A 25,006-nucleotide genomic window follows, 5' to 3' on the forward strand; every position below is an offset into this window, starting at 1 on the left:
TTTAATATTCTAAATGAAAACAGAAACGAGATGAAAAAACCTTCGCATATAATTCGAATGCTATTACATAGAACTTACTCTTATGACAAAATATATAACATTATGAATAAAAAACGAAATATTCCAACATGAGAACCAAAAACAAAAATGCTTTCAACCCTCACGATATACTTTGTAACTTCTGTTTCACATGCTTTTGTTCTTTCTAAAGTTTTTAATATGTTTCGCATATAAATAATCGTGATATCTTTTAGCAACATTCTTGATCATAACTATCATCTTTAGATGAGTGCTATTTATGATTATTTTTTTCAGAAAAACCGCTCCACGCACTGCTTTATCTCACATTCACTAACCTAAATTGAGAGATGTTTTTTATCTTTATAGTTTTCCTCTATTCTTTATGACTTTATCTCCTCTTAAGAGGTTATATAATTCATGATATAACGCTAAATGTTTATCCTAACGATAAAGCCACTGGGCACCACCATCTTTACGCTTATAAAAGAACAAGCCAGCACCATCACACTTATGTTAGATCTCGATGTTGCAGAGGAGCCCTTGATACTTGAGATGGTTTATAAGAAGCATTGTAATCCTTCCTTGTACAGTTTTTAACCACCATAAACCATATTATGTAAGATCTCTTGGACTCTGCTATTTTTACGTTTACGAAGATACCAGCATTTTTTTCTTTTAAAATGTTTCCACTATTCATGAAATATGGTTTGGTATATAGATACTTGAGATTTTTATTCACATACCAATTCCACATATTAATGTACAAAAGAATATTTTTTAATTGTAAATGCAAAAAATTGAAATAAGAGAATGCCTCTATATTTGCGATTCTTATGACAATGACAAAATGATTAATTATTTTTATAAATTAAAATATTTCTTGTCTGTGGTGATAAAGCAGGAATAAAAATACGTCGCGACTGACGACGCTGTACGAGCAAACCCTGATAAACACGTTTTTGTGCCTGACACATTAAGAGTCCACCAAAATAAGGCAAAAGATAGCGAGCAAATGGCTCGTAAAAAAATGAGAACAACCGCGAAAAATACCCCGTAGAGGGCATATAATGTACAATTTCTTGTATTGGCCCAGAAACAAAATTTGTTTTTTCGAACAAACGAGTAATTTGTTGCCGACTATAGGGTTCGCCATAACCAAAGGGCGTAGTAATATTGCGCGCCCAAAAGCCAGAGCGATTAGGTACAATAACGATCAAGTGGCCATTGGGTGCTAAAACACGCCATATTTCATTCAACGTTTCAAATGAATTTTCTGTATATTCTAATGCATGTACCAATAAAATACAGTCAACTGACGCATCCGGAAGCGGCAAATCTTCTTCAAAAACAAGCGCTGTAGCAACTTGCTCAGAACAAGGCCAAGGCGAAACACCCTGAGAAGCTGGCATAAAAGCAAAACATTGTTGGGCACGTTCACGCAATGTAGAAAGATAAGGAAGTGCATAACCCAATCCCATAATCCGTTTATCCGTAAGATCAGGCCACCATAAATTCAATTGGTCACACAGCGTTTTTTGCACACGCAGTCCAAGTGCAGAAGCATAAAAATCTTTCAGCGTAACGATATCCAACTCAACATACCATGTAGAAACAAATTTCAAACATTACAGATTTTCATATACCAAACCTATATGGACTTCTGCTTTTTTTCCGCAATAGCGAACATTTCAATATTGCATATTTTAAACTTAAATGATTAAAAAATCAGTACAACAGGATGATTATTGCCTTACAAGCACTTTAATCATTTTTTTGGAGATAAACCCCATAGAGGTTCTTCATATACTGTTTTTGACATCAATTAAGAAAAAAGCCAACACTGGTTAATTAAAATGAAGCAATCTTTCAAGATAGTTTTTTTCTTCTTCTGAAAGATGCTCTTTACCAAGACGTTTGCGAATTTCATCCAAAATCTGCCGCGTACGCATTTGATCACTTTCTTGTGGTAGTGCCTCGCCTTCTTGTTCTTCATCTGTTGTTGAAGAAAGTGGACGTCCTAACGGATCTTTAGGACCAAAATCAGCATTTTGATCATCTCCCGTTTCTTTAAGTGTTTCGCGCATTTTTTTCAAAACATTTTGTGCACCTTGCCTCAAAGATTCCAAAGCATCAGACTGATTTTGTATAGATACCTGATGATTTCCATTATCAAGAGCATTTTCCGCAGAATTCATTTTTTCTTCTGCCCTTTTCAACGCCCCCCCTGTTTCAAATCCTTGTTCTGATAATTCTTTTTCTAATGTTGATAATTCAGATTGCAATTCAGCTTGACGTTTTTTTAAAGATTTTTTTTGTGTTTCCGGTACATTTTCTCCGCGTTTTTGTTCCATCTCTAACTGATGTGTTTCATTGAGAATTTCTTGCTGACGACGCATTAAATCTCCAAGCTGGTCCATCTTTTCTTTCATTTGTGCAGATTGGCTTTTTTCTCCCTCATTTTGATTGCCTTTTTGCACATGCAAATGATCAAGCGTCTGTTCAACTTCCGCCAAGAGTTGTTCAGCTGCTAAAGAAGAGCCCGTTTTAGCCATTTCCTCAATTAAATTTAGCTTTTCTTGTAATGTAGCTTCAGAAAGATTAGGACTTTTTGAGCTTTTAGAAACTTGACTATCCGGTGCTTTTTCAGCCAAAGCACGAATATACTCATCCATAGCTTGACGTAAATCTGCCATAAGCCGTTCAATTTCTGCCGCTGAAGCACCGTAACGCAATGCATCACGTAAAGCAGCTTGTGCTTGTTTTAACTTTTTTTGCACGGATTCAAGTTGATTGTCTTCAATACCCAAAGCAATTTGCCATAAATAATCCACCACATCGCGCAAATCCTCGTCTGTTTGTGCTAAAGAAAGTCTTGTCCACGCACTTTGTAGAACAATAAAATGCGATGCATTTTGCAACCCCTTTTCTGGACGTACAAGCAAAGCAGAAAGCATATCAAGTACCCGCTCTCGCGCTAAAGGATTAAGAGCTAATAAACGACGCAGTTCAACCACTGCGCGTGCAACAGGATTCGAAAAAACACGCTGTGGTAATATCATAACAAAAGTTTTGCTACGCCCTTTCTGCCCCGCACCATCTTCTGCCACCAAAGTAATTTTGACTTGCGAACCCGCCCATGGATGCGCTGATATATCCTGTACCATTCGCATTTTCCCCTTTCCACCACGCGGAAGAAGAAGTTCTATTTCCGGAGCATTATAAAGAGAAGAAGCACTTTTATTCTGAGGAAGAAAAGGCTCTATTTCAACAAAAGCCTTTGTCACACCATAATCATCATCCACCACATATCGTAACTCCAATGATCCCGTTAAAATCCTCCCTGGTTTTTCCAACCAATGAATTGTTGGAAGCGTGTCCTTAATTATCTGCAAATGCCATTGCTGTTTTTTACGACGTGATGATACAAATAAATTTATTGGATGCTTTAAATGTGTTTCAAAATGAACAATTGGATCATTCAAAGCTGTTTGTTCCGTTTTCTCTGAAAACGAAACTTCCCTCCCATCTTCTACAGACTTTGCTTTTACTGTAATGCCAGCCCCATTGACAACACGCACAACAACATTACTCCCTTCAGGGATTTCTAGTTGTGTTTTCTCATCTTTTGTCAAATAAATCGGTGCCACACCGGTATAAGCAGGTGGTGTTACCCAAGCATCAATCCGCATGAGTTTTTCATCAACGATAGGACGAAAATCAAAGGCATCAGCCAAACGCCCCCCTTGTGAACCAAAAGAAAAACTAAAAGCGCACACAAAAAGAAGAGCACACAAAGCCCTCAAAGCTAAAGGATCATAATCCGCACTATTAAGAGAGATAAATCCAGTTTTTAAATGGTATAATTGCTTTGCCATTCGGCGTTGATGTTCACGCCAAATAACAGCACTAAAATCTTCATCATTTTCAGAACATAAACGATCTGTCTGAATATTCAAAGGCTGGTGTCTAAGATCATTGACGCGTTCAAGGCGGCAATTTACTTCCCGCATTGTGGGAAACCGAAAACGAATAAGAAAAAATAAACTCGCCCCAGCACAAATAAGTATAACCCCAAGTAAGAGCAAATGTGACCAATAGCCCAAAATACCAAAAAGTCCCAACCAGCTAAACGAACAAAAGAGACTAAGAACGAGGAAAAATGGCAACAACCGTACCCACATCCGTTCAAATGAAAGGATCCCCCACATCAAAATGCGCACACACAAAAGCTTCATTGCAAAACCTTTGATGTTTTTATTTTTCATAAACAAGCATTTATCCCCTTTTATCGTGGTGCATTAAGATCATAAACCCCATACAAAACAATTTCTAGAAAATAAATTGTTTCATCAAAGTTTAGTAAAAATAAGACCCAAAATATTTAATAATGCTCAATCTAATTTGGGCTCAATCCAATCTGGAATATGATCACAGCCTATCAATTGTGCATAATCAAGGCGTGGACGAATGACTGCATAACGCGTATCCTGAACCAGAACTTCCGGCACCAAAAGTCGACTATTATAAGTGCTTGCCATCACTGCGCCATAAGCCCCTGCTCCTGTTAACATCAAAACATCACCCGCTTTTAACACTGGTAAAGAACGTTCCAAACCTAAATAATCACCAGTTTCACAAATAGGACCGACAATATCAGCATTAATCAGAGGGGCATCTATTGGTGTTTTTTTCACTGGCATTACATTTTGCCACGCATCATAAAGCGTTGGACGCATGAAATCATTCATCGCCGCATCAACAATAACAAAATTTCGTCCTTCCCCCTTTTTAAAATACACAACCGATGTCACCAACACACCGGCTTCACCAACAATACTACGCCCAGGTTCTAGGATAATATTGATCCCTAAAGGCGCAATATGTTTCTTTACCAGTGCTGCATACTCAAAAGGAGAAGGTACTGGATGCTTCTCATAACCATAAGGAATACCAAGCCCGCCCCCAATATCGATATGGGTTATCGCATAACCATTATTCCATAATTGACGCACAAAATCTGCAACAATAACAAATGCATCTTCAAACGGTTTTAAATCACAAATTTGACTGCCAATATGGAGATCAACACCACACACATGAAGACCAGGCAATTGAGCTGCTTTTTTATATACATCACCCGCCAAAGACAGTGGAATACCAAATTTATTCTCAGACTTACCTGTTGTAATTTTCTTGTGAGTCTTAGCATCCACATCAGGATTAATGCGTAAAGAAATACGAGCCGTTTTTGAAAGCGCAGCAGCCCGCGCCGATAATTGTTCAAGTTCTGGCTCTGATTCAACGTTAAAACAATAAATATCTTGTGCAAGAGCAAAATCTATTTCTCTCACTGTTTTACCAACACCAGAATAAACAATATTCTGCGCAGGAATACCAACAGCAAGTGCACGCCGTAATTCCCCTTCTGAGACCACATCAGCTCCCGCTCCATTGTTAGCTAAAAGTTGTAAAACTGCTTGATTGGAATTCGCTTTAACCGCATAAGCAATTAAACTCGGCATATCATGAAATGCATTCTGATAATCTTTAAAATGTGCAACGATTGCGCTAGCTGAATAACAATAAAAAGGTGTTTCAACTTCTCGCGCAAGTTCCAAAAGAGAAAGACCTTCAGCGTGAAGCACACCCTGATGATAAGAAAAAAAACGCATAAAAATTCCTATTGTATTAACCGATCAAGAATAAAAGGTTTATCTGTTTTACCTTGAGAAACAAAAGTTCCTTGTGAAGAATTCACTCCTGTTGAAGGAGGTAACTCTAATGACCCTTTACGCCCACACCCAACGATACCCAAGCCCCCAAAAAGGACAATTATCAACCCCTTTAATATAATTTTCATCTGTCCTCTTTCCTCATCTCGATCTCTTTGTTACCTTTAAAATACAATCACTCAAGCGCTCACGAGACGCTTTTTCCAATACGCAATTTGCCGAAGAACCTCTGAAGGCGCTGTTCCCCCAAAGCTTTTACGACTTTCAACAGATTTTTCAACGGTCAAAACATCAAAAAGTGTCGCATTGATATCAGGACAAATTGCTTGAAGTTCATCTAATGATAAATCATGAAGGCGACACTGTTTTTTTTCTGCCAATGCCACAGCACACCCTGTGATGTGATGTGCTTCGCGAAAAGGAATCCCTAAATTGCGTACAAGCCAATCCGCAAAATCTGTAGCTGTTGCATACCCTAAATCCGCTGCTTGTTTCATGGCTTTTTTATTCACTTTCAAATCAGCAATCATCCCTGTCATTGCTGCTAGTGATAATTCCAAACTCAAAGCCCCATCAAACACATATTCCTTATCTTCTTGCATATCCTTTGAATAAGCAAGCGGTAATCCTTTCATCACCGTTAACAATCCCATAAGTGCACCATTCAATCGACCTGCTTTCGCTCGTACTAACTCTGCCGCATCAGGATTTCTCTTTTGTGGCATAATGGAAGACCCTGTTGAAAAAGCATCTGATAAATGAATAAAACAAAACTGTTCACTTGACCAAAGAATTATTTCTTCTGCTAAACGTGAAAGATGTGTTGCACAAAGAGCGCCAGCGCTTAAAAATTCCAATGCAAAGTCACGATCTGAAACACTATCAATTGAATTGCGTGTAGGTTCGCGAAAGCCTAGCGCTTTTGCTGTCATAAAACGGTCAATTGGAAAGCCTGTCCCCGCTAAAGCAGCCGCCCCTAAAGGCGATTCATTCATTCGCTCAAGAGCATCACGCATCCGCGATAAATCTCGACCAAACATTTCAACATAAGCCATCATATAATGACTCAATGTTACGGGTTGAGCCAATTGTAAATGCGTAAAGCCTGGCATAAAGGTATCAACATGTTGTTCTGCGCGAATAAGTAATTGCTCTATCAATCCTTTTAAAGCTTGTGCTATCTTTTGCGTTGCTTCACGTACCCACAAGCGAAAATCAACAGCAACTTGATCATTGCGTGAACGCGCCGTATGCAAACGCCCAGCTACAGGACCTATCAATTCGCTCAGCCGCGCTTCAATATTCATATGAATATCTTCAAGCTTTCGTGAAAAAACAAATTTACCGTCTTCAATTTCTTGGCGAATAAGTTTCAAACCATGAACAATTTTTTCATAATCTGATTGTGAAATGATTTTCGTTTGCGCTAACATAGCTGCATGAGAAAGAGAACCTTCAATATCTTGTCGATAAAGTTTTTGATCAAAATCAATAGAAGCATTAATTTCTTCCATAATTGCAGCAGGGCCTGCCGCAAACCGACCACCCCACATTTGGTTCTTTAACTTCTCATCTGTCATATTCTGAAAACACCCATCCAAAGGACAAAATTATGATTTTTCAAATTTTCATCAGCAAAAAAACAATAAAAAAAGGCAACTTTCCCTTGCATTCTTTATCATTGCATTGAGTTTATACGCAACCATAAACTACGATACCAAAAGAGAGTTTTTTCTTTTCAATTTCATTTCAGCAGCACAAGCACAAGAAATAAATACTGATAAAGCACGAGCAGAAAAAATGATGGCGATACGAAAAGCAGCAAAAGGCTTTTTTAGCCACATACGATTTGCTGATACGCCCTCAGATATGAATAAACTCTCTTTCAAGGATATTCTAGGAAAAGAGCACACACTCAGCGAATTTATCGGAAAACCAATGCTGGTCAATCTATGGGCTATTTGGTGTGCACCTTGCCGCACAGAAATGCCTGAACTTGCGCAATTAAAACGTGAATTAGGTGGAGAAAACTTTGATGTCATAGCTATAAATATCGATAAAACTGCTTCTCCTGAAAAAATTCAGCAATTTTTACAGAATATTCATTCAGATAATTTGCTTTACTATCGCGATGAAACAATGGATATTTTCAACAATGTTAGAAAACAGGGGCTCGCTTTAGGACTCCCCATTACATTGCTCATTGATAAAGAGGGATATCTCATTGCTTCCTTCAATGGTGCAGCTCCATGGGCCAATGACGATGCCAAAGCACTTATAAAAGCAGTCATTAAAGAAGCCCTATAACTTTAATAACCGCGTCTTTTTAAACGTTGTATAACAAGATCCAGTGCTGACAAAAAAGCAGAACGGTCTTTACGAGAAAAAGGACGGGGACCACCTATTATACTGCCCTGTCCACGCAAATCTTCCATCAAATTGCGCATCGCCAAAGCCTGACCAATTGAATTTACATCAAAAATACGCCCCGTTGGCGAAAGACAAAACCCCCCAGCTTGCACAACCCGCGCTGCTAAAGGAATATCACTGGTAATAACGATACTTGCCTCATGCACATGTTCTACGATCCAATCATCAGCACCATTGAATTCACCAGCAACGACCACTCTTTCAATGAGTGCTTCATCTGGAAGGGACAAAGAACGATTTGCCACAACAAATGTCTTAAGCTGATAACGATTCATCACACGATAAACTTCATCTTTTACAGGACAAGCATCTGCATCAATCAACAAAGTGATAGCAGGCTTTATTGGGATAATCATACCTTGGCTTTCAAGCAATAATAAGCTCTTTCATTTATCTGAATGTTGCAAATCCTTGCGATAAAACATTATCGCCGCGTTTATTTCTCCTCCCAAAATAAAAATTGCACTCAATATGTACAGAAAAATAATAGCAACCATAATAGATGCCAACCCTGCATAGGTAGAAATATAATCAAACATCGTTAAATATTGCGCAAAAGCGATAGAAGCCATAAACCATATAAACATTGTCACCACTATTCCTGGTAAAATATCTATAATTTTCCGCCGCCCTGCTGGAAGCCATTTATGAACAATCAAAAGACTGATAAACAAAATAACGATTGCAACTGTATAACGCCATACACGAATAACAGCAATATATTCAGTCATAAAAAAAGAATGATTTTGCATAATTTTGATCAACAAAGGCGCCAGAATCAATAAAAAACTAATCACAACAAGACCAACAGCTCCAAGGATTACAAAAAACAGACTTTGAAAACGACAAAATAACAAACTCCGTCGATCAGTAACACGGTAAGCTTTATTTAAAGCCGTACGCAAAGCCTCTATCCCATTAGAAGCAAAATAAGCCGCTCCAATGACAGAAAGCGTCAACACACCTCCTCGATGAATGGTTAAAACATTAACAATTTCCTGAGATAAAGGCTCTGCAATAACATCAGGCAATAACTGCACCAGTGCTTTAATTTTTTGCGGTGTATAAGTAAAAGCACCTAGAAAACGAGCAAAAGATGTTCCAAAAATAAAAAAAGGGAAAAATGCTAAAAGCCCCGATAGCGCAACATGGCTTGCAAAAGCACTCCCATTATCACGCCAATAATGACTTACTGCGTCACACAAAATACGATAGCTATACCAAAAGATATTTTTTAACAAAACTCAATACTTTCTGGTAAAACTCTTCCTCAGTCTATTTCAAGTTTTATAAAAATCATCAAAACTCTGCAAATAAACATTTTGCAATGTTGCAATATAACGGTCAATAATCAATACGGTCAAGCCCGACTTTATACCAAAACAAAAACAATAACCCACTCTATGAAGTTCTACAACGACCTCATTTTTTTGTTACTTCTACAGATCAGTAACCTCTTCTGTACATCATATGCCCTATAGAGAACTAAGCAAGATGATCGTGCACACATAAAACCTTTTGAAGTCATGGTTATCTATATCGGAGCAATCGCCACTCTTTTTTATTGCAATCTATGACTGAGTAGAGAAAAAACTTCTTATCGGTTTTTAGAAAAAACCAACGAAATTCAACAAAAACCTCTTGTTTTTACTCACCCTTTTTTAGAAACATTCTGACGCCCAAAATCAGGAGCATCAATTTCCTGTCCAGCATCAATAATATTGCGGCGTACAGCACGCGTACGTGTAAAAAAGTTAAACAGTGTCTCACCATCTCCTAAATGAATTGCCCGTTCTAAAAAAGCAAGCCCCTCACTAAAACGGCTCAACATTTCTAAAATAGCATCCTTATTATGCAAACAAATATCTCGCCACATAACGGGATCAGAAGATGCTAAACGCGTAAAATCACGAAAACCGGAAGCGGAATAAGCAATCACTTCCGAATTTGTTACTTTTTCTAAATCACTCGCTGTCCCAACAGTATTATACGCAATCAAATGGGGTAAATGTGAAACAATAGCCAAAACAAGATCATGATGCTTAGGTTCCATCTTTTCGACACGCGCACCACAAGCTTCCCAAAACGCTGTTAATTGTGCGACAGCAGCAGCATCGCTATCCGCAAAAGGCGTTAAAATACACCAACGATTCATAAATAAATCAGCAAAACCAGCATCCGGTCCTGAATATTCCGTTCCAGCAATTGGATGCCCTGGAATAAAATGAACCGTTTTTGGCAATAAAGGTGCCATTTCCGCAATAACCAACGCTTTCGTAGAACCAACATCACTCACAATCGCTCCAAGTTTTAAATGATCACGAATGGTTTTTGCCACTTCTGCACTAGCCCCAACAGGAACAGAAAGAATAACCAAATCTGCTCCTTCAACAGCTTTTGCATTATCTGTCGTATAAAAGTCCCCAAGCTCCAATTCTCGCGCTCTTTTCAGGGTTTCTGGACGACGTGTTGCAATAGAAATCTGAGCCGCAAGATTTTTCTTTTTAATCACTCTTGCTAAAGAAGACCCAATCAGACCGATCCCAATGAGTGCTATTTTTTCAAACTGAGTATGGAGCATCTTTCACCTTCAAAGATTCTTTGCAAATGGCAATAAAGACTAATTGTAAAATCACAATTTTCTTGTTTGTTTGTTCAAGAGTTATGCGTAAAACATTAAAAAATGACAACTAGGGAATAAAGAATAACGCAGTTTACCAATTATCACCTGCGCAAGCTGACAACAGATCACTTTACCTAGAAAACACATAAAAAATAAATGACGAGAAATCTAACATCACGCTCTAAAACTCCCTCTTAATTACTGATCAAAGCGCATCACCGAAACAAAATAAAATGCACTCTCAATTAGGATAACAACGACTCTACATAAAATCCCATCAGTTTACTTTATCTTACTAATTTACTCACAAAAAAACACATCAAAAGCGTAAGCAGATACTAACTCTTCTCCAATTATCCCGATACGTTCATTAATTTGTACATTAGACCTATATAAAACGTATTGCGCCTCCACCTACAACATCAACATAAGTTTCGCGAATATTGAAAACACCGTAAAACAACGCATACCAAAAGATACCATTAAAAACATTTTCCTCTCCCGATTCCGGATACCGTAAATCAAATAAATATGAGAAAAACACGCCCTCTCAATAAAGAAAAAGTTTGATAAAAAAAACACCGAATATCCCTTTAATGGAATCACACCCCTCACGTAAAACAGAACGCCCTCAACAGAATAAATTTGGATTACAAATTCATGGGTTTGTTTTAAAAGACATCTCGCTCCCTAGCCTATCTCACGACAGTGTTCGTAAATGTTATAACTATAAATCTATTAAGCACGCCCCTCTTCACACTTAAATAAAACACTATCATTATATTTTCCTACCCCCAATGTTGCAAAAAACCTTGGAATTTGAGAGCATTCATAAGAGGCATTTTTAGTGCTTTCTTGTACAGTTTTTATCTACACGCCCCCCACTTATGACGTGCAAAAGACATTGTTCTGATTGATTTAATATGAAAAATAATAAATTATTAATAATAAACAATGACTAGCTCTGTTTATGAGACACATTCATTGCTAAGATAATCATCTCTGTATCAAACATAAAAGTTTCCCCATAGGTGCTGTGGTTTTCATCATAATCTATTTTGACTTTCTTCTCATCCCATGAAGATTCTTAATTCATACCGATCTGCAAACAATTCATTTTCTTGTCTAAAAGATTCCTCTGGCTCACTATTGTAAATGATTCAATTAATCTATAATACATTGATTTATAAAAATAATACTTTTTTTCAATTTGAATCATAACTTCGAATACTGTAAAATTCTTCCATCACAAACCCTCTTATCAATTAAAATCTCTTGGCTACATGTCACAAGAAGACATGTGAGAAAAAATGATGAAAAACGCTCTCTAATGCTAAAAACTGTAGTAACATTAGAGGCTAGCAAAGTATATAATGAGTGTCGACTTGCGCTTTTATTAAGCATAAAGATAGAGTTGCTCTATGGGTTTTATATTCTTCACAAGGAACTTTACTTCTACACCATTCATAAACACCGCCGCGAAATAGATATGACGCGCATTGAAAAATATTTCTAAGAAAGCGTATGAATCTACCATACAAGTGTCTTCTGTTGTTTGAGATACTCTGTTTTACATGGGGGTGTTACTCCATTAAGACTCTATGAACCAACCTAATATTCACCAAATACCCACACAAAAAAACATCGAACACATAAAATTTGATATGGGCCTCGTATCACTACCCTAAAAACAGTATTTTACGATACAACAAAATAATAAAACTGTATCAAGATTGTCTTTTTAAGGAAAGTTTTTATCAAGCTTTCAAGCTCCTAAAATGCATCCTCAAAAATACAAGTTCCATCAACCTCTACTTGATAGCATAACAGTTTTAATTACTGAAAATACCTCTGTGGTATACCAAAAATAAAAAATCATTATATTTCTAGGCTGTTAAGCTGCCATCTGGCGTCGTGCAATAATTGTAAGCCCTAACAAAACTTGACGAATGATAGCTTCGCCCAAAAGTGGATTTTTACGACTGTCTAAAACAGCACTCTGAATTCTTTCCATTGCATAAGAAATTTGTTCTAACTTCCAATATTTTAAAGCTTGTTCAACGATCTTTTTCCGTTGAAAAAAAATGGGAGGGCGTGCCTGAGAAACCACCGTAAAAGGTGAATTTCCTTCAACCTCTACCTGATAACGCAATAGCTGTAATTGCTGAAAATGCCTTTGAGCTGTACTCAAAATTAAAAAAAGTGCCCCCTGCACTGCTGCATGTCGGTTAAAATGCGCTTCAAAGCCTGATATATCGCCCAATAAAAGAGCATCAATGACTTCATCTTGAGAAAGAGCACTGACATCGCTTACAACAGCTTTCACATCTTCAAGAGTAATATGAACATTTGCAGCGTAAAGACAAAGCTTTTCTAATTCACCTCGTGATACAAGGCGATCCGCCCCTAAACATTCATGCAACCATCTACGTGCATCTAAAGAAAGAGTCTTCTTAAACTGTCCTAAAACCTCATCAATCAAACCGTCAAGAGACCGCATATCATCGGCAAAACAGGGTAAAGCCATCGCTTTTGATGCTGTTTCAACAGCATTGCGCAACCCTGTTCCTTTTTTTAAATCCCCTGCCTCAATGAGAATAAAACAAGCTTCTGGTGGTTTCTCAATTAAAAGTTTTAAGGCAGCAAGAAAACCTTTTTGGTTAGCAGCATTAGAGATCCATATCAAACGATCTCCCCCAAAAAGCGATAACGTACGCGCTTCATTTTCTAAACGTGCAGGATCTTTATCAATTTCAGCAGCATCCAAACGAATTGTCGAAAATGGATCTTCTATTGCTACCCGTGTAAGTTTTGCAAAACATTGTGCACGCTCACAAATAAGACCACGATCTGGCCCATAAATGAGAACAATAGGAAAAGCACGTGAAAAACGCATTAGAAACTGATCAACTTCATGTGCTTTTTTCTGAGCCACACTATTAATCCATTAACAGTTCATCATCATCAAGAACTTCCCCGCGAACTTTCTGAAACATGCCAATTAAATCATTGACATCCAAGCCCTTACGCTCTTCATGACAGACATCCAAAATCACTTTTCCACCATGCAACATCAAGGTACGATCGCCATAATCAAGAGCCTGACGCATAGAATGAGTCACCATGATAGTCGTTAATTTTTTCTCTTCAACGATTTTTTCAGTCAACCGCATCACAAAATCAGCCATTCCAGGATCAAGCGCTGAGGTATGTTCATCAAGCAATAAAACATCCGCATGTGCTAATGTTGCCATCACAAGACAAACTGCTTGGCGTTGCCCACCTGATAAACTATCCATAGGATTATGAATATATGCTTCAAGACCAATGCCTAATTGAGCAATTTTCTCTCGAAAAAATTGCCGTTTCTCATGATTTAAAGCCGCACGCAAACCACGACGACTTCCTCGAAGAGCAGCAAGAGCCAAATTTTCTTCAATTGTTAAAGAACCACAACTTCCCTCTAACGAATCTTGAAAAACACAAGCAATCTTTCCAGCGCGTTCACTGACTGATTGCCTAGAAACATTTTGCCCATTGATAACCACTTTCCCTGTTGAAGGAAGCGTAGCACCCGCTAAAACACTGAGCAAAGTTGATTTACCAGCACCATTTGAACCAATAACCGTAACAAAACTACCCTGATCAATTTTCAGGTTAATATCAATTAAAGCCTGTTTTTCCAAAGGTGTTTGCGGTTTAAATGTGACCCCAACATGAAAAAACTCAATCACGTTTATGCCTCCTCCAATAGCGTGGCACAATAAGGGTTAAAACAACCAACAGCGAAGTAATCAACTGAAGATCTGTCGACGTATCAATGCCAATGCCATTTGCTTCAAATGCAAATTGCACCGCCACACGATAAAGCACAGACCCTACAATACAGCTGATTATAATCCAAAAAATATTGCGCGTACGAAAGAGAGTTTCACCGATAATCACGGCTGCCAATCCAAAAACAATTGTTCCAATTCCACCGGTAATATCTGTTGCAATCGCAGTTTGAATATAAAGAGAACCACCAAGTGCCACACACGCATTGGAAAGCCCCATTCCAAAATATATCAATGCTGATGTATGAACACCTTGCGCCGTCGCCATACGTGGATTAGCGCCCATTGCACGCATAGCAAGACCAATTTCACTTTCCAAAAAGCGCCAAATCAAAAACGCCATAACGAGCAACACAATACCAACGAAAAGAGGACGCACAAAAATATCAGACAAACCAAACAGATTATAAAAGGGCGTTAACGCCGTATCAGCAAGAGCTAAATTAACATTAGACCCTCCCATAATTCCCATAATACGAAGATTAACCGTATAAAGTGCCGACATTGTTAAAATAGAAGCTAAAAGATTCAAAATGCCAAAACGCAAATTCAACATAGCTGTTAATAAACCAGCCACCATACCTGCACAAAAAGCGCATGCCATAGCTGTCCATGCATTGAAACCCAAGAGAATCAAAACACCACAGACACAGGATCCAAGAAGAAACGATCCATCAACCGTTAAATCAGGAAAATCTAAAACCCGAAATGAAAGATAAACCCCTATAGCAACAAACGCATAAATAAGGCCTAATTCCACAGCACCAGAAAACGCAAATATATTCATGTAAAGACAATCCCCATGAAAACTTAACGTATTTTTATTGTATCAACACTCTATCAATAAAAGTTATTGAATCACTTTTGTTGCACGGTCAATAACTGCCTGCGGAATAATAATCCCTGCTTTTTGGGCTGCTTTCAAATCAATTCGAATGTCATTATTAGCCGCCTGCACAACATCAATATCACCAGGCTTTTCACCCTTTAGAATACGCACAACCAATTTCCCAGCATCAACCCCTACATCATAGAAATTCACACCTTGCGTCATAAAAGGCCCACGCCCGATAGTATTAGCATCAACAGTAAATACAGGCATATTGGCTTCCTCTGAGACCTTTATTGCACCTTCTAAAACAGATAAAATCGTATTATCAGCAGGAACAAAAATAATATCGACCTTACCGATTAAAGCGCGTGCTGCTGCCTGCACATCTGAAGGCTTTGGTGCCGATGAGGGAATAATTTCAATTCCAGCTTTTTTTGCTACATCCTTTAACGTTTTAAGTGTCGAAACAGAATTTGCCTCAGAAGCATTATAAAGATAACCAATTTTTTTCAAATCTGGTTTTACTTCTTGTAAAAGTCTAACACTTTCTGCAACATCTATACGATCAGAACTCCCCGTCATATTACCGCCAGGTTTGGTAAGTGAAGAAACGATTTTAGCTCCGATAGGATCAGAAATTGCTGCAAAGACGATAGGAATTGTTTTTGTTGCCGCAAGCATCGTTTGTGCTGAAGGCGTGGTAATTGCTACAATAACATCGGGTTTATCACCAACAAATTTACGCGCAATTTGCGTTGCTGTTGAAATATTACCCTGCGCTGATAAAAAGGTAAGTTGAAAATTTTCACCTTGCTTATAACCATTTGCTGCAAGCACATCTTCCACACCTTTACGAACAGCATCCGCAGCAGGATGGACCATAATTTGCGTTATTGCAACTTTAACGTGTTTAACTTGGTCATCGGCCTTTGCAACACTGTTCATCATAAAAACAGTTGCAATGATAATCCCTAATATATTTATTCTCTTCAACATTATATTCCACCCCTCTCCATGCAAAAATTAAAAAAGGAATAATCTATTACTGAAGAATTTTCTAAAATCAATCTTTATTTCATTTTATTTAAACATGGACAAAATAAATCAAACTAAAATGATATTTTTTTGTTGCAATTCGTAGAAGCCTACGCCATACAGACAAGACATATATCGAATCGGTAAGCGGGTGTAGCTCAGGGGTAGAGCACAACCTTGCCAAGGTTGGGGTCGTGGGTTCGAATCCCATCGCCCGCTCCATTGAATTTTGTATTTATTCGTTCTTGTATGGAGTTATAGTGTAGCTTGCCAGCGGTTTTTGTATATTTTGCCACTGTAGCTTGCCAGCAGGTTTTGTATATTTTGCCACTAGGTTTTGTACCAATTTATTTTTTTTCAAAGAGTTTTTAAGGTGTTCTCAAAGGGTCTTCAAAGACCTTTCAAAGATCATTTAAAGCCTCTTTTTCTTTTCTGCTCAAAATCGCAATTTGAGATGATCAATCATTGAGTTGGAATCGTATTATTTGAGAAGCAGCGTATATAAAGCGTATATAAGATGTGTTCACCTCTTTTAGCATAAATTGACTGATGATTTTTCTGTATCCTAAGCACATTATTCAGGACATTATTAAATAAGAGAAGCGTTTAAGGAATTCGGTCAACTTGACCAAATTGCTCTTCAGTCTGCAATTGTGCAATGTTTGCACCATTGCTCCTTTTAGGAATTGGGTAAACATTACCCTATTGCTGTACTCATGCAATTGGTGCAAGTTTCACCTATTCCTCATCACGACCGATCAAAGGGTCAAGTTGTCCCTTTGATTTTCTGTCACTCAGAGGTTTCCTTTTCTCCTGCCTCTTTTCCCTTGTTTGGTGCCTCGAGTGTGATTTCTGTGGTGTATCCGCTTTGTTTTTCATAGCGGTGGGTGACGGTTGCAGCTTTCCATGGCCCATTGATTTGCCCACGAAACCCTTGCAATAAAAGAGGTTGATCCGCCATGATTTCGGGACGCCCCTCAAGGGTCAAAGAACCACTGCCTACAGCACGACACAACCTGTCCGACTCGGAAGCAGCAGCAGCTCGTGCTTCCTCCTCACAAGTGTAACAAGTGCGAAGACGCCGCACGGGACCGCTAAACCCTGTCTGATGCTTGACTTGGCATTGCTGCCCTTTTGAGCGATCAAAATAAGAAGCTTCAATGGTGCCATATTGCGTACGTGGTTCTAATGTGAATTCCCAGTTAGAACAGTCGTGCTTATGAAGTTCGAGGGCTGGTAAATTGTCACCGCTTAAAAATAAAAACTTATTGTCCTTGATCAAAAAACGTGCCTGCAGGCGGTCAGCAAGGCGGGTTAAAAAATCAACAGCCGATTGATCTGTGCGAATCACATAAAGCAAAGGTTTTTTAGTGAACTGGGGACTGACCTTTGCTTGATAGCCATGGCGTTTGGCGAGTGTCTCCACAATCTCACCAACAGTTTTGTGGTCAAAATGTTCACTCACCTGTTCTTTGAGCTCTTTACGCATCGAGGCACTTTTGCCACAAAGGCGCAAGATCTCTCCATCACTGCCCTCACCACATACAACCGATTCGACAACAAAACACCCCATAAATGCACTGACGCTGTTCTCATAACCAAAGATCACCTGTAGCGCACTGTTGCTTGAGGGAACCTCTAAATCATTGCCACTATCATCAAACTCTGCTTCAAATGTATCGGCTTCATTCCCAGCATGGTCCGTAATGGTTGCGGTTAAAAGACGCTGGTAAAAAACCTCATGAACAGGTTTGTCTCCCACCTTGACCACAATAAAAGGGTGTGTATGCATTAATCCCATAACCGCTTCACCATGCTTTGGGGATTAGACAACACAAATTCAGGCAGAATGACCTTTAAGCCCCGCGGTAAAAACACACCATATTTGGCAATCTCTGGATTGGCTTCCAGTGTGGCTTCTAAATAGCCGTTTAGTCCCCCAACTTGAGAACGGTCCCCTAACACAGCCATGACATGGTGAAAGCAAAGGAGATCGAGGCTCATATCCTCTAGCTCTACAACAACATGTTTTTCTGGTATCTTCATAGAGTTTGTCCCTCTTGGTAATACCCCATTTGATATTGTCTCTCTTGGTATTGTCCTTGTGGTTTTCCGCCATTAAAAAAGGGCAAGAGCGTAATGGAATAGCGGATGGCGCTGGGATTGACCAGAGCGACTGATATAGTCATGGTCTTTATTGATCGTGGTGATTACTACGGGTCCATGGAGAAGGACACTATAGGTCGTATCATTGATCCAACGAAGCATCTGAACCGGTTTGGCTCTTCGAATAGTTGTAGTGATGGCATCAATGGCTACACGGTCACCAAATTCTTCTGGAAACCAAACCCCATGAATGGTTTTTGCATCATTGCCATAGCCGGTAAATTGCAAACTGGGTGCCTTGCCAAAACGCTCCATACAAACCCATGAGGCAGAAAACTCTTCTTCAAAAGATTGGAAATTCAGCCAGTCCACATAAAATTGATGCGGTCCTAACATCATCAAAGGATCTCTCATAGGCTCCCTCCCCTCATTCTGTCCCGCCATGCAGGGCATTAGCGCGTGCCCGTTGCAAAGCATGGGCAACCGCACGACCAGTGGCCATGGGTTCACGGGCACCATTAACATGTACCGTGACATTTTGATTGTGTGTGATGGGGGAACGGTCTTTGTCTCTTTGCTCTCTCGCAGATGAATTTACAGGAGAAGCCCCCGCAAATTGTGCAATCGGTTGAATGGCTGTTTTGCCACCAATATAAGAAACAGCGAATATAGTGGATCCGCTAGCTTTAATATCGCCTTGTAAAAGGTCTTTCCCTCTACTCTTTTTGCTATCAAATCCTGATTTTACAATTCCTTGCTCTCTTTTTTATACTCAAAATTGCCTCTAAAACAGGATAGATTAATCGTAAAAAATATATAAAAGAAGCAAATTATAACATTTTTTCTTATCCTTCTTAATACAAAATAACTGTTAAGCTACAATACGCTAACATTTATCAGTCATAAGTCCAAAACATCATATAATGACGAAACAAATTCATAGAGTGAAGATTTTTCACTATCAACCGTTGTATTAATCTTTCCATAATGCATAAAAATGATGAAGCGGCCCTCGCCCTTTCCCTACTTTTAAAGCATCTGAGGCAGTTAAAGCGCCATGCAAATAATCTTTTGCTTGTTTAACAGCGCAATCCAAAGGTTGAGTAGGTAACAGAGCTGCAATGGCAGCAGAAATGGTACACCCTGTCCCATGATCATGAGTGGTTGAAAGACGAGAAGCTTCAAGTATAAAAAGGTTTTCACAATCACAATAAAGATCTGGACTAGAACAATCGTAATTTTCTGTACTATTTTTGGTCAGCGTATTCAAATGTCCCCCTTTTAACAAAACTGCATGACACCCTAGCGCCAAGAGTCGTGGAGCATATTGATACATAGTCTCTAAAGACCATTGCACTTCACATCCCAATAACAATGCAGCTTCAGGCAAATTTGGCGTGATCAAAGTTGACATCGGCACAAGAACATCACGCATAATTTCAATTGCATCAGACTTTAAAAGAACATCACCACTTTTTGCAACCATAACCGGATCAAAAACAATGAAACGCGCTTTATGATAAGCAAGACGTTCTGCAATAACCTGTGCAATCTGAGCATTTGCAACCATACCAATTTTAACGGCATCAACATGAATATCCTCAAAAACAGAATCAATTTGATCTGCAACAAAAGAAGCATCTAATGCCTGAAAAGAACGCACACCCTGAGTATTTTGTGCAACAACAGCTGTAACCACACTCATACCATAAGTTTTCATAGCTGAAAAAACCTTCAAATCCGCCTGCATTCCAGCGCCACCAGAAGGATCTGTTCCCGCAATAGATAAAATCCGTGGAATAAAAAGTTTATCTTTTTGTAATTCCATCAACCTCTTTCCTTCTGTTTTTAAATATCGGAAAATGAGTTACCGAAAAATAGATGCTTGAAAAAATATAAAGAAGATGTTTTCTCACGTGAATTATATTATATACGAAGTCTTCTTATAGATATAAAATGGAAAATGTAGTGCTTATCCTTCGTTCTATTCTTTTTACGTTCGCTTTTTATACATCAACTTTCATACAAATGATTCTTTACGCTCCCGTTTATTTTTTAATGCCCCGCAAAAAGGCATGGATTGTCCCTAAAACATGGGCGCGCGTTACACTCTTTTTGCAAAAATACATCGCAGGCACAAGTTATGAGATTGAAGGTTTAGAAAATCTTCCCAAAGGACCCTATATCATTGCTCCAAAGCATCAATCGGCTTGGGAAACTTTCAGTCTTGTTCCTTATTTTGATGATCCCACTCTCATTTTAAAACGTGAATTGATGTGGATTCCATTGTTTGGCTGGTATATGGCAAAAACGCAAATTATCCCCATTAACCGCACAACACCCATCAAAGCCTTAAAAATGATTATACAAAAAGCAAAAGAGAAAGTAAAACAAGGGCGCCAAATCTTGATTTTTCCCGAAGGAACACGCCGACAACCCGGTCAAGAACCAGATTATAAGTCAGGAATTGTCGCGCTCTATAATGAATTAGGACTTCAAGTTGTTCCTATTGCACATAATGCGGGTTTATATTGGCCACGCAATAATTTTCGCCGCTATCCCGGAACAATTCGTGTCCGTATTCTTCCCCCGATAGAGGCTGGTTTAAGCAAACGTGATTTTCTAGATCAACTTGTCCAAAAAACTGAAAAAGCGTGTGATGAACTGCTTCTCTTAGCAGCTCAAGACCCTACCCCTCCTCCTATGCCACCATACGCTGTTCAGAAACTTCAAAAACTAAATCAACATGAAACAATGCACTGATTGATAAGAATAATGCATAACTTTGTATATTGAGCGGAGTATAGGGAACAAAAATATAAGAAAGATACTTCAAACTTTCTAATTTAAAATTGTAAAACACTTGTACATGATAAGAAATGATCAATGTGTAAATTTTTTTGAAAAAGAATTCTTCCTCTCTTTAAAATCATTTAAATAACATACATCTCATTGATTTATAAGGATGTTTTAGCGTTATTCAACTTGAATGAGAACCCTGAACACCGTAAGATTTTCTCATTTCAAATCTATTCTAGGTTGAATCAATTAGAATCATTTTCTTACACATTACAAGCGGGGATATCTGTGTGAATAAAACGATACAAGAAAAGATTAAAATGCTTTTTACGAACCGTCTCAAGTGCCAAGGGCTATCCTAACAGGAGAGCAAGAAAAATGCATGATTATGCAGATTCATTCCTTTCTGAGAAATTCAATCCCTCCAAGAACCTGAAATCTTGTACAATCTTCATTATTTAAAAAGTATTTCTTGAGATACTTAAGTCATCAAACCAAATTCAAGGGGAAAATAAAAATGAGAATTGGTTTTTATCCCACAGACACAACGGATACAGCAATTAACCATCTTTCCTTCCTATCCTAGACTTAAATGCTTTGTGTGCTACATTAAAACAATTCTAAATAACGAATAAGAGGGAACTAGATTTAAATTAATGCGACGTCTCTTCTATAATTTATTTTTTTCTGTGATTTTGAGTTTATCCAGCGCTGTTGCTCTAGCGCAGCCTTTTATTTCTGTTGATGTTACAACGAGGCGTATCTTAAAACATAATCAAGCTTTTGAGCGTTGGTATCCTGCTTCCTTGACAAAATTAATGACCGCTTATGTTATTTTTCGTGCCATGAGCCGAGGGGAAGTTTCACCAAACAAACATATCACCATCAGCGAATACGCCGCAAAAGCTCCCTCATATCGTTCAGGCTATAAAGCTGGTTCTGTACTCACACTTGATACAGCCTTAAGTATCACCATGGTTAAATCTACCAATGATTTAGCCATTGCCATGAGTGAAGCTGTTGCGGGTTCACAGAAAGATTTTGTACGTAAAATGAATAGCGAAGCTAAACGTTTAGGCATGTTTGGCACCCATTTTGCGAACGCAAGTGGTTTACCAGATCCTCAAAACTACTCCACGGCACGCGATATTGCTCTTTTAGCCGTTCAAATACGTCGAGAATTTCCACAATATGCTCATTATTTTTCTATTCCAGCCATTGATTTTGGTAATAATCGAAAAATCCAACATAACTCAAACAACCTCATTGGCCGTTTTTATGGGATAGACGGTATGAAAACAGGCTTTATTTGTGCCTCTGGTTTTAATCTTGTTGCCTCAGCCACCCGCAATAAACGTACAATTATTGCTGTCATTCTAGGTGCTAACAACATAAGTGAAAGAGAAGAAAAAGCTGCACAACTTCTTGAAATAGGATTTTTGCACCAAGGAAGCCCCCAATTAACACTAGCAACATTAAAACCTTATGGGAGCAACATAACACAAGCCAACAATATGAGACAACAAACATGCACACCTGAAGCCATAAAAATGCATGCAAATTCATATGATGATCAAGGAAATATTATTCTCACCTCACCTTTTATCACTGCTCCACCTTCTTTTTCTCATCCTTTATCAGTACACCTCATTCGTACGCCACAAACACCTAAAATGAAAGTAAAACCACTAAGAAAACCCTATATTCCGTATAAAAGGCACGCAAACCATTCTATAAAAAGCCATAAATCATAATCTACAATTAATTATAATACTTTGATTTATAATGATAATTAATTATTTTGTACCTTATGTCAAAACCACAAGTATTGTAAGATTCTCTCATTTCAAATCTGTATTTGTTGAATCAATAAAACCAGTCTCTTGCGCGCCACAAGGTGGATGAACATGTAGATAAAATAATTAAAACAAGGAATAAAAATCCTTCCTATAAGTCCTTTCAAGAACCAAGAATTATCATAACATTGACGCTAAAAGTGTATAATATACCCACGTGCACCTACCTTTATAAGCGTAAAGATAGTGGTACAATGGATTTCATGGGGGATTAACCATTATATCCCTCACGGACATCATTATAAATTGCTTAGACATACTGAGATATATTTTTTAAAAACAAAACTATGATTGATGATTAACATGAAAATAAAGCGCATCCCTCTCACGCTTATTACGGGTTTTTTAGGCTCTGGCAAAACAACTTTGCTCAACCGTATGCTACAAGACCCTCTTCTAACAGAATGTGCTGTTATCATCAATGAATTCGGCGAAATCAGTATTGACCACCTTCTGGTTGAAAAAACGACAGAAGGAATTATTGAGCTTGCCAATGGTTGCTTATGCTGTAATTTACGCAGTGATCTCATCGACACATTAATTGATTTAATAAATCGCGTTCAGACAGGACAGATCAAACAACTCCATCATATTATCATTGAAACCACAGGGATGGCTGATCCCGCCCCTATTTTACAAATACTTTTAAGCCACCCATTGTTTATTCAAACATTGTCCATAAATGCTGTTCTTGCAACATTTGATACATTAAGTCCACTTTCCATATGTAAGCGCTATCCTGAAATATATAAACAATTAATATTTGCTGATAAAATCATTCTCACCAAAACAGATCTTAGAGACCCACAAACGCTTTCAGATGCACTCCTTAGCACACTTAAAACAATGAATCCTACAGCACAAATCATTGACGCCCATTCTAAAGATTTCTGTTCAAATCTATTAATAAATAACACATTATGGGATGAAAAAGTAGAAAATACAAAACTTAAACAAAATCTTACGACTACCCCACATGATCATACCCCCCATAAAACCATTCGTACCTTTTCACTAAACTGTGAGGGTCCTGTTGATTACGCCACAATTGAAGCTTTTTTAGATCTCCTACAAGAGCGTTATGGTACAAAATTATTACGTATTAAAGCAATTATCGCATTGCGTGATGACCCTTATCGCCCACTTGTATTACATGGCGTACAAACATTTTTTCATCCTCCCATAAGATTGCCGGCATGGCCAAAAGGAATAAAACAAACACGTTTTGTCATCATTGCCGATGGTGTTGAAAAAGACGCAATACAAAAGCTCCTCAATGCTTTTTTTAATAAACCAGCAATAGATACTGCAGACAAAACAGCTCTCTTAGAAAATCCTCTGGTCATTCCAGGAATAAAATTTTAATTTTTTCTCCCCTTCAATGATATAATATTAAATTCATTGGCACCACCATCTTTATGCTTTTAAAGAAGCAAACCGGCACCATTACACACTTTGCTAATTCCCAATGTTGAAACAAGCCCTTGGTACTTGAGACGGTTTGTAAAAAGCATTTTAGTCTTTCTTGCACAGTTTCACCCACGCGGTTATCCCCGCTTGTAACGTGCAAGAAAATGGTTTTAATTTATTCAACATGGAACGGCTTTGAAATGAGAGAATCTTATGGTATTCAGGGTTCTAATTTAACTTGAATAACACTAAATTATCATTATAAATAAAATTGTTATGATAAAAAATTTAATATCCATCAATCTGCAAACAGATTGTTTTCTCTC

General features: G+C 38.2%; 19 protein-coding genes, 1 tRNA gene and 1 pseudogene. 5 read left to right on the forward strand and 16 right to left on the reverse strand.

All coding sequences use genetic code 11. The features are described from left to right. Nucleotides 1-872: 872 nt before the first annotated feature. From ACFIMK_RS05175 to argH, 5 genes are all read right to left on the reverse strand, one after another. Nucleotides 873-1,643 (reverse strand): class I SAM-dependent methyltransferase, encoded by a 771-nt coding sequence (locus tag ACFIMK_RS05175; protein ID WP_375612219.1) that lies wholly within the window; start codon nucleotides 1,641-1,643, stop codon nucleotides 873-875. Nucleotides 1,644-1,865: 222 nt separating this feature from the next. Then, nucleotides 1,866-4,286: a TIGR02302 family protein gene (locus ACFIMK_RS05180; RefSeq protein WP_375638433.1), complete on the reverse strand. Its 2,421-nt coding sequence runs from the start codon at nucleotides 4,284-4,286 to the stop codon at nucleotides 1,866-1,868. Between the two features lie 126 nt (nucleotides 4,287-4,412). Continuing rightward, on the reverse strand, nucleotides 4,413-5,693 hold the full coding sequence (gene lysA / locus ACFIMK_RS05185) for a diaminopimelate decarboxylase (protein ID WP_375628585.1): 1,281 nt from the start codon (nucleotides 5,691-5,693) through the stop codon (nucleotides 4,413-4,415). Nucleotides 5,694-5,701: 8 nt separating this feature from the next. After that, nucleotides 5,702-5,881, reverse strand: coding sequence for an LPS translocon maturation chaperone LptM (locus ACFIMK_RS05190; RefSeq protein WP_375622099.1), 180 nt, complete (start codon nucleotides 5,879-5,881; stop codon nucleotides 5,702-5,704). Between the two features lie 51 nt (nucleotides 5,882-5,932). Then, a complete protein-coding gene (gene argH / locus ACFIMK_RS05195; RefSeq protein ID WP_375612734.1) occupies nucleotides 5,933-7,333 on the reverse strand; it encodes an argininosuccinate lyase in 1,401 nt (466 codons plus the stop codon). Nucleotides 7,334-7,430: 97 nt separating this feature from the next. On the opposite strand from argH, the gene ACFIMK_RS05200 reads away from it, so the two are divergent. Then, nucleotides 7,431-8,060 (forward strand): TlpA disulfide reductase family protein, encoded by a 630-nt coding sequence (locus ACFIMK_RS05200; protein WP_375693527.1) that lies wholly within the window; start codon nucleotides 7,431-7,433, stop codon nucleotides 8,058-8,060. Between the two features lie 2 nt (nucleotides 8,061-8,062). Here the strand turns inward: ACFIMK_RS05200 and ACFIMK_RS05205 are convergent, their stop codons facing one another. The 7 genes from ACFIMK_RS05205 to ACFIMK_RS05235 all read right to left on the reverse strand — a co-directional run bounded on the left by ACFIMK_RS05205 (nucleotide 8,063) and on the right by ACFIMK_RS05235 (nucleotide 16,470). Next, a complete protein-coding gene (locus tag ACFIMK_RS05205) occupies nucleotides 8,063-8,539 on the reverse strand; it encodes a YaiI/YqxD family protein (RefSeq protein ID WP_375612882.1) in 477 nt (158 codons plus the stop codon). A gap of 30 nt (nucleotides 8,540-8,569) precedes the next feature. After that, on the reverse strand, nucleotides 8,570-9,424 hold the full coding sequence (locus ACFIMK_RS05210) for a YihY/virulence factor BrkB family protein (RefSeq protein ID WP_375612736.1): 855 nt from the start codon (nucleotides 9,422-9,424) through the stop codon (nucleotides 8,570-8,572). A gap of 410 nt (nucleotides 9,425-9,834) precedes the next feature. Then, entirely contained in the window at nucleotides 9,835-10,764 is a 930-nt protein-coding gene (locus tag ACFIMK_RS05215) for a prephenate/arogenate dehydrogenase family protein (RefSeq protein ID WP_375612737.1), read from the reverse strand. A gap of 1,936 nt (nucleotides 10,765-12,700) precedes the next feature. Then, nucleotides 12,701-13,741 carry a DNA polymerase III subunit delta gene (gene holA, locus ACFIMK_RS05220; RefSeq protein WP_375648870.1) on the reverse strand — a complete coding sequence of 347 codons (1,041 nt, stop codon included), beginning with the start codon at nucleotides 13,739-13,741 and terminating at the stop codon, nucleotides 12,701-12,703. 4 nt (nucleotides 13,742-13,745) lie between these two features. Further along, entirely contained in the window at nucleotides 13,746-14,540 is a 795-nt protein-coding gene (locus ACFIMK_RS05225; protein ID WP_375618340.1) for an ABC transporter ATP-binding protein, read from the reverse strand. Continuing rightward, nucleotides 14,533-15,429, reverse strand: coding sequence for an ABC transporter permease (locus ACFIMK_RS05230; RefSeq protein WP_375693524.1), 897 nt, complete (start codon nucleotides 15,427-15,429; stop codon nucleotides 14,533-14,535). Before ACFIMK_RS05230 ends, ACFIMK_RS05225 begins: the two co-directional genes overlap by 8 nt. 63 nt (nucleotides 15,430-15,492) lie before the next feature. Further along, a complete protein-coding gene (locus ACFIMK_RS05235; RefSeq protein WP_375612209.1) occupies nucleotides 15,493-16,470 on the reverse strand; it encodes an ABC transporter substrate-binding protein in 978 nt (325 codons plus the stop codon). 186 nt (nucleotides 16,471-16,656) lie between these two features. On the opposite strand from ACFIMK_RS05235, the gene ACFIMK_RS05240 reads away from it, so the two are divergent. Next, nucleotides 16,657-16,731, forward strand: a tRNA-Gly gene (locus ACFIMK_RS05240). A 568-nt stretch (nucleotides 16,732-17,299) separates the two neighbouring features. Here ACFIMK_RS05240 and ACFIMK_RS05245 read toward each other — a convergent pair. The 4 genes and pseudogenes from ACFIMK_RS05245 to thiD all read right to left on the reverse strand — a co-directional run bounded on the left by ACFIMK_RS05245 (nucleotide 17,300) and on the right by thiD (nucleotide 20,443). Beyond that, nucleotides 17,300-18,301, reverse strand: a complete 1,002-nt coding sequence (locus ACFIMK_RS05245; protein ID WP_375693528.1) for a phage late control D family protein — start codon at nucleotides 18,299-18,301, stop codon at nucleotides 17,300-17,302. Continuing rightward, nucleotides 18,301-18,555, reverse strand: coding sequence for a tail protein X (locus ACFIMK_RS05250; RefSeq protein WP_375610995.1), 255 nt, complete (start codon nucleotides 18,553-18,555; stop codon nucleotides 18,301-18,303). The genes ACFIMK_RS05245 and ACFIMK_RS05250 overlap by 1 nt, the downstream gene beginning before the upstream one ends. Beyond that, nucleotides 18,552-19,029 (reverse strand): annotated as a pseudogene (locus ACFIMK_RS05255) (phage tail protein). The gene ACFIMK_RS05250 and the pseudogene ACFIMK_RS05255 overlap by 4 nt, the downstream one beginning before the upstream one ends. 559 nt (nucleotides 19,030-19,588) lie before the next feature. Continuing rightward, nucleotides 19,589-20,443, reverse strand: coding sequence for a bifunctional hydroxymethylpyrimidine kinase/phosphomethylpyrimidine kinase (gene thiD / locus ACFIMK_RS05260; protein ID WP_375620922.1), 855 nt, complete (start codon nucleotides 20,441-20,443; stop codon nucleotides 19,589-19,591). 128 nt (nucleotides 20,444-20,571) lie between these two features. Here thiD and ACFIMK_RS05265 point away from each other — a divergent pair, with 128 nt between their 5' ends. From ACFIMK_RS05265 to ACFIMK_RS05275, 3 genes are all read left to right on the forward strand, one after another. Further along, the gene (locus tag ACFIMK_RS05265) at nucleotides 20,572-21,378 is read left to right on the forward strand and encodes a lysophospholipid acyltransferase family protein (protein WP_375611308.1); all 807 of its coding nucleotides are present in this window, start codon (nucleotides 20,572-20,574) and stop codon (nucleotides 21,376-21,378) included. A gap of 692 nt (nucleotides 21,379-22,070) precedes the next feature. Beyond that, nucleotides 22,071-23,168 (forward strand): D-alanyl-D-alanine carboxypeptidase family protein, encoded by a 1,098-nt coding sequence (locus ACFIMK_RS05270; RefSeq protein WP_375682864.1) that lies wholly within the window; start codon nucleotides 22,071-22,073, stop codon nucleotides 23,166-23,168. 405 nt (nucleotides 23,169-23,573) lie between these two features. After that, nucleotides 23,574-24,635, forward strand: coding sequence for a CobW family GTP-binding protein (locus tag ACFIMK_RS05275; RefSeq protein WP_375611310.1), 1,062 nt, complete (start codon nucleotides 23,574-23,576; stop codon nucleotides 24,633-24,635). The last annotated feature ends 371 nt before the right edge of the window (nucleotides 24,636-25,006 follow it).

This window comes from Bartonella sp. AP280QHHD, from assembly GCF_042196125.1.
Taxonomy (GTDB): domain Bacteria; phylum Pseudomonadota; class Alphaproteobacteria; order Rhizobiales; family Rhizobiaceae; genus Bartonella.

Excerpts from the sequence above, each read along its gene's own strand:
- ACFIMK_RS05180 (WP_375638433.1), bottom strand. The coding sequence starts at position 4,286 with ATGAAAAATAAAAACATCAAAGGTTTTGCAATGAAGCTTTTGTGTGTG.
- lysA (WP_375628585.1), bottom strand. The coding sequence starts at position 5,693 with ATGCGTTTTTTTTCTTATCATCAGGGTGTGCTTCACGCTGAAGGTCTT.
- ACFIMK_RS05190 (WP_375622099.1), bottom strand. The coding sequence starts at position 5,881 with ATGAAAATTATATTAAAGGGGTTGATAATTGTCCTTTTTGGGGGCTTG.
- argH (WP_375612734.1), bottom strand. The coding sequence starts at position 7,333 with ATGACAGATGAGAAGTTAAAGAACCAAATGTGGGGTGGTCGGTTTGCG.
- ACFIMK_RS05205 (WP_375612882.1), bottom strand. The coding sequence starts at position 8,539 with ATGATTATCCCAATAAAGCCTGCTATCACTTTGTTGATTGATGCAGAT.
- ACFIMK_RS05215 (WP_375612737.1), bottom strand. The coding sequence starts at position 10,764 with ATGCTCCATACTCAGTTTGAAAAAATAGCACTCATTGGGATCGGTCTG.
- ACFIMK_RS05230 (WP_375693524.1), bottom strand. The coding sequence starts at position 15,429 with ATGAATATATTTGCGTTTTCTGGTGCTGTGGAATTAGGCCTTATTTAT.
- ACFIMK_RS05235 (WP_375612209.1), bottom strand. The coding sequence starts at position 16,470 with ATGTTGAAGAGAATAAATATATTAGGGATTATCATTGCAACTGTTTTT.
- ACFIMK_RS05245 (WP_375693528.1), bottom strand. The coding sequence starts at position 18,301 with ATGCATACACACCCTTTTATTGTGGTCAAGGTGGGAGACAAACCTGTT.
- ACFIMK_RS05250 (WP_375610995.1), bottom strand. The coding sequence starts at position 18,555 with ATGAAGATACCAGAAAAACATGTTGTTGTAGAGCTAGAGGATATGAGC.
- thiD (WP_375620922.1), bottom strand. The coding sequence starts at position 20,443 with ATGGAATTACAAAAAGATAAACTTTTTATTCCACGGATTTTATCTATT.
- ACFIMK_RS05265 (WP_375611308.1), top strand. The coding sequence starts at position 20,572 with ATGGAAAATGTAGTGCTTATCCTTCGTTCTATTCTTTTTACGTTCGCT.
- ACFIMK_RS05270 (WP_375682864.1), top strand. The coding sequence starts at position 22,071 with ATGCGACGTCTCTTCTATAATTTATTTTTTTCTGTGATTTTGAGTTTA.
- ACFIMK_RS05275 (WP_375611310.1), top strand. The coding sequence starts at position 23,574 with ATGAAAATAAAGCGCATCCCTCTCACGCTTATTACGGGTTTTTTAGGC.